Below are 13,235 nucleotides of genomic sequence, written 5' to 3'. Positions count from 1 at the left end.
CGCGCCAGCTTACTTCTCGACGAAGGCGCGCTCGATCAGGTAGTCGCCCGGCTCGCCCATCCGCGCCGAGATTTTCAGACCAAAGCCATCCAGCACCTGGCTGGTCTCATCGAGCATACTCGGGCTGCCGCAGATCATCGCGCGATCGTCCTGCGGGTTGATCGGCGGCAAGCCGATGTCGCGGAACAATTTGCCGCTGCGCATCAGGTCGGTCAGTCGGCCCTGGTTCTCGAACTCTTCGCGGGTCACGGTCGGGTAGTAGATCAACTTGCTCTTCAACGACTCGCCAAAATATTCGTTCTGCGGCAAGTGCTCGGTGATGAACTCACGGTAGGCCACTTCGTTGGCATAACGCACGCCGTGAACCAGCACCACTTTCTCGTAGCGCTCATAGGTCTCCGGGTCCTGGATCACGCTCATGAACGGCGCCAGGCCGGTACCGGTGCTAAGCAGATAAAGATGCTTGCCCGGCAGCAAATCGTCCAGCACCAAGGTGCCGGTCGGCTTGCGGCTGACCATCAGCTCGTCGCCAGGCTTGAGGTGTTGCAACTGCGAGGTCAGCGGGCCGTCCTGCACCTTGATGCTGAAGAACTCCAGGTGCTCTTCATAGTTCGGGCTGGCGATCGAGTAGGCGCGCATCAGCGGGCGACCGTTGTCCTGCTGCAGACCAATCATCACGAACTGGCCGTTGTCGAAACGCAGGCCAGCATTGCGGGTGGTCTTGAAACTGAACAGGGTGTCGTTCCAGTGGTGGACGCTGAGCACACGCTCGACGTTTAAATTGCTCATGCAGGCTTCCTCAGAAAGTCGCGGAACCGAACTCGGGTGATTGCGCGGCATTCTAAGCGGAGGCAGAATATCTGTTAAGTGGATTATCAAGATATAGAATATCGGTTATATAGATATGCGATTTACGCTTAGACAACTCCAGGTATTCGTCATCGCCGCCCAGCAGCAGAGCGTTTCCCGAGCTGCCGAAGCGCTGGCCCTGTCGCAGTCAGCCACCAGTACCTCATTGAGCGAACTGGAGCGCCAATCCGGCTGTCAGCTGTTTGATCGTGCGGGCAAACGCCTGCGCCTCAACTCGCTCGGCCGTCAGTTGCTGCCAGAAGCGGTGGCTTTGCTCGATCAAGCCAAGGAAATCGAACGCCTGCTGATCGGCAAAAGCGGCTTCGGCTCACTGAATGTCGGCGCCACCCTGACGGTGGGTAACTACCTGGCCACCTTACTGATTGGCAGCTTCATGCAACGCCACCCGGAGTGCCGGGTGAAACTGCAGGTGCACAACACTGCCCACGTCGTGCAGCAGATCGCCCACTATGAGCTGGACCTGGGGATGATCGAAGGCGACTGTCAGCATCCGGATATCGAAGTGCAACCCTGGGTCGAGGACGAGCTGGTGGTGTTCTGCGCACCGCAGCACGCCCTGGCCAAGCGCGGCGAGGCCAGCCTGGCGGAGCTGACCCGCGAGGCCTGGATTCTTCGTGAGCAAGGCTCGGGCACCCGCCTGACCTTCGACCAAGCCATGCGTCACCACCCGGCAGCGCTGAATATCTGCCTGGAGCTGGAGCATACCGAAGCCATCAAGCGTGCAGTGGAGTCGGGACTGGGCATCGGCTGCATCTCGCGCCTGGCGCTGCGCGACGCCTTTCGGCGCGGCAGCCTGGTGGCCGTGGAAACCCCAAGCTTGGATCTGCGCAGGCAGTTCTACTTCATTTGGCACAAGCAGAAGTACCAGACGGCCGCCATGCGTGAATTTCTCGACCTGTGTCGCGAGTTGACCGCTGGGGTCAGGCGCAGCGATGAAATCGTCCTGCCGAACATTGCCTGATGACCTATGCCGCACTTCCGCTCCGCCCGCGACACAGGCAATCCGCTGCACCTGTCCGCCAACCGGACTCAGCCCAGCAGGATCACCGCCCAGACACTGGAAATAAGCGCCAGGGCAACGAATTGCGCGGCACTGCCCATGTCCTTGGCTCTTTTCGACAAGGGGTGCAGCTCCAGTGAAATACGGTCAATCGCCGCTTCCACCGCCGAGTTGAGCAACTCGACAATGAGGGCCAGGAGGCAGACCCCGACCATCAGCGCACGCTCGCCCCGGCTCACCTCGAAGTAGAACGCCAGCGGAATCAACAGCAGGTTGAGCAGCAACAACTGACGAAACGCGGCCTCACCGACAAAGGCCGCGCTCAGCCCGTCCAGCGAATAGCCCGCAGCATTGAGGATACGTCTGAGGCCGGTCTGACCCTTGAATGGCGACATTGGCTAGCGGCCCACACTAATAAAAGCCCGGCAGACTACGCCAACGCCGGGCAAGAGTCCGGGTCAATTCAGCTAATTGGCCGGGATCGATTCCAAATGCTGCAACAGCAATGCGGCCTGGGTGCGAGTACGCACGCCGAGCTTGCGGAATATGGCCGTAACGTGCGCCTTCACCGTCGCCTCGGAAACACTAAGCTCGTAAGCGATCTGCTTATTCAGCAACCCTTCGCAGACCATGGTCAATACGCGAAACTGCTGCGGAGTCAAGCTGGCCAATCCCGCGCTTGCAGCTTTGGCCTCGACGGAAACACTGATCGCCTCTGCGGATTGCTGCGGCCACCAGGCATCACCGTCGAGCACCTGGCGCACCGCTTGCTGGATGGTTTCCAGCGGGCTCGACTTGGGAATAAACCCGCTCGCGCCAAATTCGCGGGAGCGCGCCACCACTGCGGCGTCTTCCTGTGCCGAGATCATCACCACGGGAATTTGTGGGAATTGCCCACGCAATAACACCAACCCCGAAAAGCCATGGGCACCGGGCATGTTGAGGTCGAGCAACACCAGATCCCAATCGGCTTTCTGCGCCAGGCAACTTTCCAGCTCGGCGATGCTAGCCGCCTCTACTAGTCGTACGTCTTGGCCCAACCCCAGGGTCAGCGCCTGCTGTAAGGCACTGCGAAACAGCGGATGATCGTCGGCAATCAGGATTTCATAAACGGCCATGGCAGATCCTGTTCTTGTTATATGAGTACCGGCTGGCGGTACATCCCGCGAAAGGGCCAAATGGAAATCGGCACCGTCATCAGTTGCGCGGCAATAATGACAAGGCGCAAGCAGAAATGCGCCTGAGACGGCGCCCAGCATGCCGAGCGATGACAGGGTGGTCAAGCGCGATGCTTTGCGGCACAGTCAGCACTTTTGCCCAGCGAGAACCTTTGATGCGAAACCAAGCCTTGCGCGCCGACCTGTTGATGCTGCTGACCGCGATGATCTGGGGCTCGGCTTTTGTCGCGCAACGTCTGGGCATGGACTCGATCGGCCCCTTTCTCTACAGCGGTATACGCTTCGCTCTGGCTGCCTTGATTCTCCTGCCCCTGCTGCCAGTGCTGCAATATCGCTCGCGCGGCACGCCCCAGCCGCCGCTGAACCGTCAGTTGCTGGTGGGCGGCAGTCTGATGGGTCTGGCGCTGGCGCTGGGGATCAACCTGCAACAAGCAGGCCTGTTGTTCACCAGCGTGACCAACTCTGGCTTCATCACCGGCTTGTACGTGATCATCGTGCCGCTGCTCGGCCTGTTCATCGGCCAGAAGACCGGTCTGGGCATCTGGTTGGGCGCCTCGCTGGCCGTGGTCGGGATGTTCCTGCTGAGTGTCGGCGAAGGCTTTCAGGTCGCCTCCGGTGACTGGCTGCAATTGGCCGGGGCCTTCGTCTGGGGCGTGCATGTCTTATTGGTGGGTTTCTTCGCCGGGCGACATGATCCGCTGCGCCTGGCCGTGGTGCAGTTCGCCGTGTGTGGGCTGATCAGCCTGCTCCTAGCGGTAATCTTCGAAGAGATTCATCTCGACGCGATCATCGCCGCCGGTCCGGCGATTCTCTATGGCGGCGTGTTCGGGGTGGCGATCGGCTTCACCTTGCAGGTGGTGGCGCAGAAACACGCGATTGCCTCCCACGCGGCGATCATCCTCTCGCTGGAAGCGGTGTTTGCCGCGGTCGCCGGCGCCTTGCTACTGGGCGAGTCGCTGGAGCTGCGCGGCTATTTCGGCTGCGCACTGATGCTCGGCGGCATGCTGCTGGCGCAATTGTGGCCGAAGCCATTACCGAAGCAGGCGCAATCCCCACTGCAACCGCAGCAAAGCTTATAGAAACACCCGCAGGCGCTCGTGCAGCGGATCGCTCAGGTCGACCGCACGCGGCGCCTTGGCGGCCAGATAATGCTGGCTGAACACATCCAGATAAGCATTCAACGCCTCGCTGGCGCACAGATCGCCCGCCAGTTCCAGACACAGCGCGGCCACCTCAGCGGTACACAGGTGATCGTCGCGCTTGGAACGGCGCAGCCGATAACGCGACAGCTGTTCCGGTTGCAGGCTCAGCACCGGCAGACTGTCGAGATAGGGGCTTTTGCGAAACATCTTGCGCGCCTCGGTCCAGGTCGCATCGAGCAAGATAAACAACGGTCGCTTGCCAGTCTCCAGTTCTACCGTGCTGACCACCCGCTCAGGGGCCGTATATTCGCCAGGAAATACCAGATAGGGCTGCCATTGCGGATCACCCAACAACGCCGGCAAGGCGGGGTCGACCACCGTGCGCAGCCAGCCGAATGCCGAGGTATCGGCGACCACATCGGCAATCAGCCAGCCGGTATTGCTGGGTTTGAGTGCCTCGATATCGTGCATCAACAGGCACACACCCGACTGCGCCACTACCTGCGGACGCCAGGCACACAGGCAATGACTCAGGGCTAGCCGGCAGGCTTGGCAACGCAGCGCCTTGGAGCCACGGGCGAGGAAGGGTTTTTCACTGCGCGCCAGACGCGCGGCACGTAAGCGGGCGACGGCGTGGCTCATAGTGACAGCGCCGCGAGGCAGATAGAGGACGGCATACTTGATCCAGGATCGATAATCGCGGCAGTCTAACAAAGCTGTCACAGACAGTAGCGCTGCATATGCCTGACAGTACAACAAGCTCGACGACCCAGTAAGATGGCCGTCAGCTGAACCTCTATGGGCACCCGCCTGTCGAAGGATCGAACCGACTTGGAGAACCCCATGCTGCGCCTCACCGCCCTATTCCTCGCCTTAAGCCTGCCCTGCTTCGCCCACGCCGAGTCGCTGAAAGACTTCGAGTTGAACAAGCTGCTCGAACAGGTCGCCCGAGAAAGCAGCCAAGGTACCCCACGCGCGATCAATGCAGACATCCTCGATCAGGGCTATACCGTCGAGGGCAATGAACTGGTTAACCACCTTAGCGTGCGTGCCGGTCATGCCGCCCAGATGCGTGGCAACCCGGATACGGTGCGCGCGCAACTTGCCAACAGCGTTTGCCGCAATTCTGGTTTTCGCCAGCTGCTGGCCCAAGGCGCGGTTCTGCGCTACGAATTCAGCGAATACAAGAGCAACCGCCCGGTGAGTACAGAGCGCTTCAGCAAGAACGATTGCGGCCAACAGTGAGCTGACCTCGTAGGCAGCAACACTCAGCCCTGCCTGGCCCGTTGCTGTACATCGTCCGCTTGGAGCTCGGCGAGCAACGCCTCCAGATAACGAGAGCGACGCCCCCCTCCATCCAAACGCCGCAAGCACTCATCCTGCAAGCTGAGACCGTTACTGCGGGCTGCCTGCAGTAACAGTCGGTAAAGATCGACATCAATCTCGACATTCAACATAGGCATATCCGTCCCTCCATGACCCGCCAGTTTCAAGCTGGCGCCCTACCGTCCTTTACCTCCCGCACACCCGATCAATACAGGCACGCCGGATCATCCTTACCCACCAGCGCGGCCCGCTCATGCTCGGTCAGCAGATCGCCCAAGGGCACATTCAGCAACTGAGCCGATGCTTCCAGTACGCAGGCCCAGTTGGCTCGATTGGCAAACAGCAGCCCAGCTTCGTGCAGGGTGCCTCCCTGATTACGATAGCCCAGTACGCGATTGTTGCGTGCCTCCCCCAGAATCGGCCAAAGATACCCACGCGCCACTTCCGCCCGCATATGGGTGAGCAATACCCGGCGCGTGTACTGCGGCGGGAACAGCGCATCGCGCACCGCCTCATCGGCCACCACGGCCTCCTCGAAGCGGTCCCGCGGCGCTCGAAAGCGGCCCGGCTCCTGTAAATAAATCAGCCGCCACGCGCACCCCGCACCGCTCAGTCGAACAGCTGCACGGCGCATTTCCGCCAACTGATAACTGCCGGTGGCCACCAGTAACAACGGCTCCTCTGCTGCCATCTGCTCATCTAGCACTATGGCCCCGTCACGGGCCAGCTGCTCGGCCTGACTGCGGTCAAACTGCACTGGCCGCTCGCGCTTGGGTACGACCAGGCAAGCCAACCGGCCGCGGGATTGGTAGATCGAAGGTAACAACGCCAGCAGGGAATTATGGTCAGCGGGAAATAACAGCCGCAGCATGTCGCCCATCTCACCGAGCAAGGCCTCGCAAAACGTGGTGTCCTGATGCGACTGCTGGTTCTTGCCGTTTTCCCAGGTATGCGAGGTGGCCACCAATGGCCAGCCAAGCCAACCTGCAGGGCGACCGGCCTCTTTCTGCTGGCGAGCGAAGATCAACGTCTGCCGCACCGCACCGAGCATCTTCACGCAGAACGCCTCGTAACTCGCCACCAGGTTCAGCCCACCCTGGTTGGCCAGGCAGGCCGAGACCACCGCCTCCTCGTTGAGCGCGGTGATTATTGCGCCATCCAGCGCCTCCATCTCGCTTTCTGGCTCACAGACCCGGTGTTTGAGCGCTTTGAGCACCCCACCCAGACGATTACTGGCCAGCTCGTCGGGGTTACCGACCCGTGGCCGTAACTGCGGATTGGCCTGTACCAGTTCGACGAAAAAGCGATCCAGAGCCTCCATCGGCGAGCACGGCTCGGCGCGATAGTGCAAGGTTGGCAGGTGCGGCAGGGGTGGATGGCGTACTGTCAGGGTATGATCGCGCTCAAGCGGGCGCTCGCTCCTGCCGCTGGCAAACAACGCACGCGCTCGTTCAAGCTCGACAGGTTCAACCCAGAGTGCCGCGGCATGTTGATTGAATAACCCTCGCGCCTGCGCATCCACATGAGGGTTACCTGGCAGTGGCAAGTTGTGTGCAGCATTGCTGCCGGCACCATAGAAGCCGAAGCCCTTTTCGGTTTCGGCAATGCCATAGGGTATCGGTAACGGGTAGTGCAGGATGCCGCTTTGCAACTCCTGCACGCGGTGCGCCATACGCAGCTCCATCTCCCACAGGGCGCAGACGAATGCCGCCGGGTCGCGACCATCGAAACTGATCGGGTCGAATCCGCAGAGCCGCAAGTGCTGGCGAAACCCTTCCAACCCTTCACGCGTACCCAGCTCGGTGCGTTGTTCGATACGTCGGCCATTGGCGATCATCAGCGGCAGGGCGATGCCACAATCCTCGGCTCGCCACCAGCGCGGCATCCAGTCACTGCCACGCTGTTCTTCGGCCGCACCATCGGAAAGAAACGCCACCAAGGTTTCCCCGGGCAAGGGCATATGAGCGTACTGCAGCTCGGCAAAGCCCAGGTAGCCACCTTCGGAGATACCACCGGCCGTGTGTGCATTGACGTGGCTACCCAGTGGCACGCCGACACTGCCGTCTGCCGCCTGCGTGTAGCTGTAGAAATCCGCCACCAAGCGGCTCATGCCCTGCTCATCGCAACTGTAGCGCTCGGCCTGCTCCGGGTGCTGGTTGGCCGTCAGCAAGTTGAGGGCCTCGATGGCCGCCACACAGTGCCCCTGGCCCATCAACCAGCTACGGGTGGTGCCCGTCAGCCCATTCAGTGCCAGATAAGCGGCATAGCCCGGCACCATATTCAGTGCGCCGCCAGTATGGCCCTCCGGTGCGACCTTGAAGTCATCGTGCTGCAGGGGCTGGCCATCCACTCGCACGCGTTGCGCATAGGTCATATGCACCACCAACCAAAGACCCGCTGCGCTCAGGCGATCCAGGGCCTGAAAATGTCGATAGATACTCGCCAGATCGGGCTGCAGCCCTGCCTGAACCAACTGATGGGCCAGGCGGTAGACTGCCGCGCAGGTCTGCGGACTATGCTCAAAAGGACCGTAACCCTGCTGCCAGTCGGCAAAGCTGGGTTCGACTCGAGCATGCTCCGCCAGTTCGCTGCTACTCGGTAATAACTGGGACATGGGGAACCTCCGGCAATTATCCCTAGCCTAGGCGCTGTGACAGGTACTGAAGCTGACTCAGGTCAACACCTGGTACAGGTATTCGCAGCAAGCTGATGTCATTGCCCTGTAATTAAATGAGGATCCAGACATGGCCTTGCTGACTTTTCTCGGCGCCATCCAACAGGTGACCGGCTCCTGCTACCTCATCGAAAGCCGCGATGGCGCGCGGGTACTGCTAGAGTGCGGCATGCGCCAGGGCCGCCGCGAGGAGGACGAAGGTAACCGCGGCCCCTTTGCCTTCGACCCACTGAGCCTCGATGCCGTGGTGATTTCCCATGCGCACCTGGATCACACCGGCCTGCTGCCACGCCTGGCTGCCGCCGGCTACCGTGGACCGATATTCGCCACCGACGCCTGCTGCGAGCTGATGGAATTGATGTTGCTGGACTCGGCGCACATTCAAGAAAAGGATGCCGAATGGGAGAACAAATGGCGCGCCCGTAAAGGCAAGCCGGCAATCAAACCGCTGTACACCATAGAAGATGCCGAGCAGACCCTGAAACTGCGTCGTCCGCTCGCCTATGGCGAATGCCAGGAGGTCGCCAAGGGTGTGCAGGTGACCTTTCACGATGCCGGGCATATCCTCGGCTCGGCGATCGTTGAACTGCAAATCCAAGACCATCACCTGACCCGCCGCCTGGTATTTTCTGGCGACCTGGGCAACACCTGCTCACCCCTGATGCATGAACCTGCCGCCCTCGATCGCGCCGATCTGGTGCTACTCGAGTCGACCTACGGTGACCGTGATCACCGCCCCAACGGCGAGACCCTCGACGAGCTCGCACAGATTCTGCAACAGGCCCACAAGGATGGCGGCAACGTGCTGATCCCCTCGTTCGCCGTGGGCCGTACCCAGGATCTGATCTATTACCTGGGTCGTTTTTATCAGGAAGGTCGCCTTCCGCAGCAGGCGGTGTTTCTCGACAGCCCCATGGCCATCCGCGCTAACGCCATCTACTCGCGCTACCACGAACAGTTCGACATAACCGACCCGACAGTTCCTAAAGGTAAAGGGCGTAAACGCATCGAGGACTGGCTGCCGATCTTGCGTTGCACGCCTAACCCGGAGGACTCCATGGCGATCAACCGGATCAAGAGTGGCGCCATCATCATCGCCGGCAGCGGCATGTGTACCGGCGGACGTATCGTGCACCACTTTAAACACAACCTCTGGCGCAATGAGTGCCACCTGGTGTTCCCAGGCTTTCAGGCCAGGGGAACGCTAGGGCGAGCCATCGTCGATGGAGCCAACACGGTGAAGGTGCTGCAGCAGCACATCACGGTGAAAGCCAAGGTGCACACTCTAGGCGGCTTCTCTGCCCATGCCGGGCAATCGCAATTGATCGACTGGGTCAAACACTTCGACCATCACCCCGAGCTGTATCTGGTGCATGGCGAGCTGGAAAAAACTCAAGCACTGCAACAGGCACTGCGCGAACGCCTCAACTGGATTGCTACTATCCCCGATCAAGGCGAACAAGTCGCTATCTGAACCGGGCGCTTCTGTGCACCAGACTCGCTGACAAAAGCCTGCCGCCTTCCCTGCAGGCTGCTCGGCGCTTTTCCAACAAATTTTCACGGCCCAGCCATACTTTAAAAAGCGCTGGGCTTTTCAGGGAATTGAAAAGATCCGGCCGGCATCCAGAAAGGAGAAGTTGAATGCCTTATGAACCGGACGATTACCTATCCCGTCACTTTCAAACCACTGGTATCGATCTGACGAATAAAGTCGACGAGCTGATCAACCTGGTCGCCCCCAGCAGCAGCCAGAACCTGCAACTCTATCGGGACATGCTGACTACCGTGATACGCATGGCACAGGCCGACCGCAACCGCTGGGACGCCAAGATCATGCTGCAAACCCTGCGCGAGATGGAACACGCCTTCAGCACATTGGAACAATTCAAACGACGGCGCAAAGTCACCGTATTCGGCTCGGCTCGCACACCTGTAGATCACCCCATCTATGCCCTGGCCCGCAATCTCGGCGCCACCTTGGCGCGCCACGGCCTAATGGTCGTCACTGGCGCCGGTGGCGGCATCATGGCGGCTGCCCATGAAGGTGCCGGCCTGGAATACAGCCTGGGCTTCAACATCGCCTTGCCCTTCGAGCAAGGCGCAAATGCCACAGTCGAAGGTAGCGGGAACTTGTTGTCTTTCCACTTCTTCTTCCTTCGCAAACTGTTTTTCGTTAAAGAAGCCGATGCGCTCGTGCTCTGTCCTGGCGGCTTTGGCACATTGGATGAGGCCTTGGAGGTGCTGACGCTAATGCAAACGGGTAAAAGCCCATTGGTGCCCGTGGTGCTACTCGATCAACCCGGTGGTAGCTTTTGGAAAGAGGCCATCGCATTTATCGAGAAGCAGTTGCAAGGCAACGGTTACATCCTGGCGAACGACATGAACCTGATGCGAGTGGTGTACAGCGTCGAAGAGGCAGCTGAGGAAATTGCCCAGTTTTATCGTAACTATCACTCCAGCCGCCTGCTCAAGGATCGCTTCGTAATCCGCCTTAATCACGCCCTTAGCGATGCGGCTATCCAGCAGTTGAATCATGAGTTCAGCGGTCTGTGCCTGAACGGCGAGTTCCGGCAGCAGCCAGCTGCTGAGGCGGAACAGGACGAGCCCGAGCTACACCACCTGACTCGTTTAGCCTTCGCCTTCAACGGTCGCGACCACGGGCGCTTGCGTGAACTGCTCAACCTGATCAACCAACCCCAGCACTGGGCCTGCTGATCCTATCGTTGCGATAGGACAGCCCAGGGCATGCCTTAAGCCATGCGCCGCATGCTTGGCTTAAGGACAACAGCCCCGCTAATCATCCAATGTCCCGCGCAGCAGGCGTCCAATAAGCTCCAAGGGATAACCGCGATAACTGAGAAAGCGCCCTTGCTGGGCACGCTCGCGGGTGTCGCCAGGCAACTGACCGGCAAACTTGCGGCGCCAGGTCTGCTCCAGTTGCTCACGCCAATCGATCCCGCAGTCGCGCAACGCCTGTTCGATATCCTCGCGCGCCAACCCCCGCTGCACCAACTCCTCACGAATCCTCAACGGCCCGTAACCGGCGCGCGCGCGGTAGCTGACAAAGCTCTCCAGATAACGCGCCTCAGACAACAAGCCCTCTTCCGCCAGGCGGTCGAGGGCTGTGTCGATAAGCTCGGCGGAGGCGCCACGTTTGCGCAGTTTGCGCGTCAGCTCAACGCGCCCATGCTCGCGTCGCGCCAGCAGATCCATGGCCGCCCGTCGCACGGCGACGGGGTTATCGAGAACGACGGACATACCCGGCTAGATCAGGCGTCTGCTTCTGCGGCAACCAGATCAGCGGCAGTGGTTTTCGACGGCGTGGCGGGAACCAGCAACTTCTCGCGAATCAGACCTTCGATGGTGCGGGCTATTTCTGGGTTGTCTTCCAGGTACTTGGCTGAGTTGGCTTTACCCTGACCGATCTTGCTGCCCTGGTAGCTGTACCAGGCACCGGATTTCTCCAGCAGGCCCTGTTGCACGCCCAGATCGATGATCTCGCCGTTGCGATAGATGCCCTTGCCGTAAAGGATCTGGAATTCGGCCTGACGGAACGGTGGCGCGACCTTGTTTTTAACCACCTTGACCCGGGTTTCGCTACCGACTACTTCATCGCCCTCTTTCACAGCACCAGTGCGGCGGATATCCAGACGCACCGAGGCGTAGAACTTCAGGGCGTTACCGCCAGTCGTGGTTTCCGGACTGCCGAACATCACCCCGATCTTCATACGGATCTGGTTAATGAAGATCACCAGGCAATTGGCGTTCTTGATGTTACCGGTAATCTTGCGCAGCGCCTGGGACATCAGGCGGGCTTGCAGGCCCACGTGCATGTCGCCCATTTCGCCTTCGATTTCCGCCTTCGGCACCAGCGCCGCCACCGAGTCGATGACGATCACGTCGATGGCATTGGAACGCACCAGCATGTCGGTGATTTCCAGAGCCTGCTCGCCGGTATCCGGCTGCGACACCAGCAGGTCGTCGACATTGACGCCCAGTTTTCCGGCGTATTCGGGGTCGAGCGCATGCTCGGCATCGACGAACGCGCAGGTCGCGCCAAGCTTCTGCGCTTCGGCGATCACCGACAGGGTCAGGGTGGTTTTACCGGAGGATTCAGGGCCGTAGATTTCGACAATCCGACCTTTCGGCAGACCGCCAATGCCCAGCGCGATATCCAGCCCCAGCGAACCGGTGGAAATGGCCGGAATCGCCTGACGATCATGATCGCCCATGCGCATCACCGCACCTTTGCCAAACTGCTTTTCAATCTGGCCCAGGGCTGCCGCCAAGGCGCGCTTCTTATTCTCGTCCATTGAAGTCCTCACGTGATCAAGAGGGCCTGACGGCCACCAACAACTGTATAAGTAGACAGTATTATTCCATAGGGCAAGTCGCCCGCCTACCCCAGTATTGGATTTTCTTCTGTGGTAAGACGCAGCAGCCCCTCTAGCGCGGCCTCAACCGTTTGTCGGCGAACCTCGGCGCGATCACCGGCAAACTGGCGGCGCACGCTAAACACCCTTTCAGCATCGCCCCAGGCCAGCCATACGGTGCCCACCGGTTTGTCCGGCGAGCCGCCATCCGGGCCCGCGACGCCACTAACCGCCACCGCGTAGCGCGCGCCACTGCTGGTCTGGGCGCCACGCACCATGGCTTCGACCACCTCACGGCTGACCGCTCCCACGGAGGCAAACAACTGCTCAGGCACCGCCAGCTGTTTATTCTTCTGCACATTGGAATAGGTGACGTAACCGGCCTCGAACCAGGTGGAGCTACCAGGAACCCGAGTAATGGCCTCGGCAATCCCACCGCCGGTACAGGATTCGGCGGTAGTCACTTGAGCCTTGATGGCAACTAGGCGCATACCCAACTCAGTCGCCAGTTGAGTCACACGTTGATCGTTTTCAGTCATCTGAATTCCGGGAGTGAACGCGGGCTAGAGAAAAACCCTAGACCAAGCATTTGGGTGCCGCAGGCTAATTGTTGCTCAGCGAGCCAGTGCAACCTCGCCATGGTGCAGACCCGGCTATCCAGAGGTGGCGCTG

General features: G+C 60.2%; 14 protein-coding genes. 5 read left to right on the top strand and 9 right to left on the bottom strand.

Features of this window, described 5'->3' with window-relative positions:
- Positions 1-9 precede the first annotated feature (9 nt).
- Positions 10-789: a ferredoxin-NADP reductase gene (gene fpr / locus TMS3_RS10665; RefSeq protein WP_025165267.1), complete on the bottom strand. Its 780-nt coding sequence runs from the start codon at positions 787-789 to the stop codon at positions 10-12.
- Between the two features lie 115 nt (positions 790-904).
- On the opposite strand from fpr, the gene TMS3_RS10660 reads away from it, so the two are divergent.
- Entirely contained in the window at positions 905-1,831 is a 927-nt protein-coding gene (locus tag TMS3_RS10660; RefSeq protein ID WP_025165266.1) for a LysR family transcriptional regulator, read from the top strand.
- 68 nt (positions 1,832-1,899) lie between these two features.
- On the opposite strand, the gene TMS3_RS10655 is transcribed toward TMS3_RS10660, so the two are convergent.
- Both TMS3_RS10655 and erdR read right to left on the bottom strand, forming a co-directional pair.
- Positions 1,900-2,265, bottom strand: a complete 366-nt coding sequence (locus tag TMS3_RS10655; RefSeq protein WP_025165265.1) for a diacylglycerol kinase — start codon at positions 2,263-2,265, stop codon at positions 1,900-1,902.
- 72 nt (positions 2,266-2,337) lie between these two features.
- Positions 2,338-2,988, bottom strand: a complete 651-nt coding sequence (gene erdR, locus TMS3_RS10650; protein WP_025165264.1) for a response regulator transcription factor ErdR — start codon at positions 2,986-2,988, stop codon at positions 2,338-2,340.
- A gap of 215 nt (positions 2,989-3,203) precedes the next feature.
- Here erdR and TMS3_RS10645 point away from each other — a divergent pair, with 215 nt between their 5' ends.
- Complete coding sequence (locus TMS3_RS10645; RefSeq protein ID WP_025165263.1) at positions 3,204-4,127, top strand: DMT family transporter; 924 nt, start codon at positions 3,204-3,206, stop codon at positions 4,125-4,127.
- Here TMS3_RS10645 and TMS3_RS10640 read toward each other — a convergent pair.
- Positions 4,122-4,832, bottom strand: coding sequence for a tRNA-uridine aminocarboxypropyltransferase (locus TMS3_RS10640; protein ID WP_025165262.1), 711 nt, complete (start codon positions 4,830-4,832; stop codon positions 4,122-4,124). The genes TMS3_RS10645 and TMS3_RS10640 overlap by 6 nt on opposite strands.
- 201 nt (positions 4,833-5,033) lie before the next feature.
- Here TMS3_RS10640 and TMS3_RS10635 point away from each other — a divergent pair, with 201 nt between their 5' ends.
- Positions 5,034-5,435 (top strand): quorum-sensing-regulated virulence factor family protein, encoded by a 402-nt coding sequence (locus TMS3_RS10635; protein ID WP_025165261.1) that lies wholly within the window; start codon positions 5,034-5,036, stop codon positions 5,433-5,435.
- Between the two features lie 23 nt (positions 5,436-5,458).
- Here TMS3_RS10635 and TMS3_RS10630 read toward each other — a convergent pair whose 3' ends face one another.
- On the bottom strand, positions 5,459-5,653 hold the full coding sequence (locus TMS3_RS10630) for a hypothetical protein (protein WP_025165260.1): 195 nt from the start codon (positions 5,651-5,653) through the stop codon (positions 5,459-5,461).
- Positions 5,654-5,721: 68 nt separating this feature from the next.
- Complete coding sequence (locus TMS3_RS10625) at positions 5,722-8,130, bottom strand: phosphoketolase family protein (RefSeq protein ID WP_025165259.1); 2,409 nt, start codon at positions 8,128-8,130, stop codon at positions 5,722-5,724.
- A 130-nt stretch (positions 8,131-8,260) separates the two neighbouring features.
- Between TMS3_RS10625 and TMS3_RS10620 the strand changes: the two genes are divergently transcribed.
- Complete coding sequence (locus TMS3_RS10620) at positions 8,261-9,664, top strand: MBL fold metallo-hydrolase RNA specificity domain-containing protein (RefSeq protein WP_025165258.1); 1,404 nt, start codon at positions 8,261-8,263, stop codon at positions 9,662-9,664.
- Between the two features lie 167 nt (positions 9,665-9,831).
- Positions 9,832-10,905, top strand: a complete 1,074-nt coding sequence (locus tag TMS3_RS10615; RefSeq protein WP_025165257.1) for an LOG family protein — start codon at positions 9,832-9,834, stop codon at positions 10,903-10,905.
- 78 nt (positions 10,906-10,983) lie between these two features.
- On the opposite strand, the gene recX is transcribed toward TMS3_RS10615, so the two are convergent.
- From recX to TMS3_RS10600, 3 genes are all read right to left on the bottom strand, one after another.
- Positions 10,984-11,448, bottom strand: coding sequence for a recombination regulator RecX (gene recX, locus TMS3_RS10610; RefSeq protein WP_025165256.1), 465 nt, complete (start codon positions 11,446-11,448; stop codon positions 10,984-10,986).
- Between the two features lie 11 nt (positions 11,449-11,459).
- A complete protein-coding gene (gene recA / locus TMS3_RS10605; RefSeq protein ID WP_025165255.1) occupies positions 11,460-12,503 on the bottom strand; it encodes a recombinase RecA in 1,044 nt (347 codons plus the stop codon).
- Between the two features lie 86 nt (positions 12,504-12,589).
- Positions 12,590-13,102, bottom strand: a complete 513-nt coding sequence (locus tag TMS3_RS10600; protein WP_025165254.1) for a CinA family protein — start codon at positions 13,100-13,102, stop codon at positions 12,590-12,592.
- Positions 13,103-13,235: the final 133 nt, after the last annotated feature.

It is taken from the genome of Pseudomonas taeanensis MS-3 (assembly GCF_000498575.2).
GTDB classification, from domain to species: domain Bacteria; phylum Pseudomonadota; class Gammaproteobacteria; order Pseudomonadales; family Pseudomonadaceae; genus Aquipseudomonas; species Aquipseudomonas taeanensis.
Note: the sequence above shows the minus strand (reverse complement) of the source record. Positions and strands in the feature narration are given on the sequence as shown.

Bases quoted from the DNA above. Each gene is read 5' to 3' on its own strand.
- fpr (WP_025165267.1), bottom strand. From the start codon at position 789: ATGAGCAATTTAAACGTCGAGCGTGTGCTCAGCGTCCACCACTGGAAC.
- TMS3_RS10660 (WP_025165266.1), top strand. From the start codon at position 905: ATGCGATTTACGCTTAGACAACTCCAGGTATTCGTCATCGCCGCCCAG.
- TMS3_RS10655 (WP_025165265.1), bottom strand. From the start codon at position 2,265: ATGTCGCCATTCAAGGGTCAGACCGGCCTCAGACGTATCCTCAATGCT.
- erdR (WP_025165264.1), bottom strand. From the start codon at position 2,988: ATGGCCGTTTATGAAATCCTGATTGCCGACGATCATCCGCTGTTTCGC.
- TMS3_RS10645 (WP_025165263.1), top strand. From the start codon at position 3,204: ATGCGAAACCAAGCCTTGCGCGCCGACCTGTTGATGCTGCTGACCGCG.
- TMS3_RS10640 (WP_025165262.1), bottom strand. From the start codon at position 4,832: ATGAGCCACGCCGTCGCCCGCTTACGTGCCGCGCGTCTGGCGCGCAGT.
- TMS3_RS10635 (WP_025165261.1), top strand. From the start codon at position 5,034: ATGCTGCGCCTCACCGCCCTATTCCTCGCCTTAAGCCTGCCCTGCTTC.
- TMS3_RS10630 (WP_025165260.1), bottom strand. From the start codon at position 5,653: ATGCCTATGTTGAATGTCGAGATTGATGTCGATCTTTACCGACTGTTA.
- TMS3_RS10625 (WP_025165259.1), bottom strand. From the start codon at position 8,130: ATGTCCCAGTTATTACCGAGTAGCAGCGAACTGGCGGAGCATGCTCGA.
- TMS3_RS10620 (WP_025165258.1), top strand. From the start codon at position 8,261: ATGGCCTTGCTGACTTTTCTCGGCGCCATCCAACAGGTGACCGGCTCC.
- TMS3_RS10615 (WP_025165257.1), top strand. From the start codon at position 9,832: ATGCCTTATGAACCGGACGATTACCTATCCCGTCACTTTCAAACCACT.
- recX (WP_025165256.1), bottom strand. From the start codon at position 11,448: ATGTCCGTCGTTCTCGATAACCCCGTCGCCGTGCGACGGGCGGCCATG.
- recA (WP_025165255.1), bottom strand. From the start codon at position 12,503: ATGGACGAGAATAAGAAGCGCGCCTTGGCGGCAGCCCTGGGCCAGATT.
- TMS3_RS10600 (WP_025165254.1), bottom strand. From the start codon at position 13,102: ATGACTGAAAACGATCAACGTGTGACTCAACTGGCGACTGAGTTGGGT.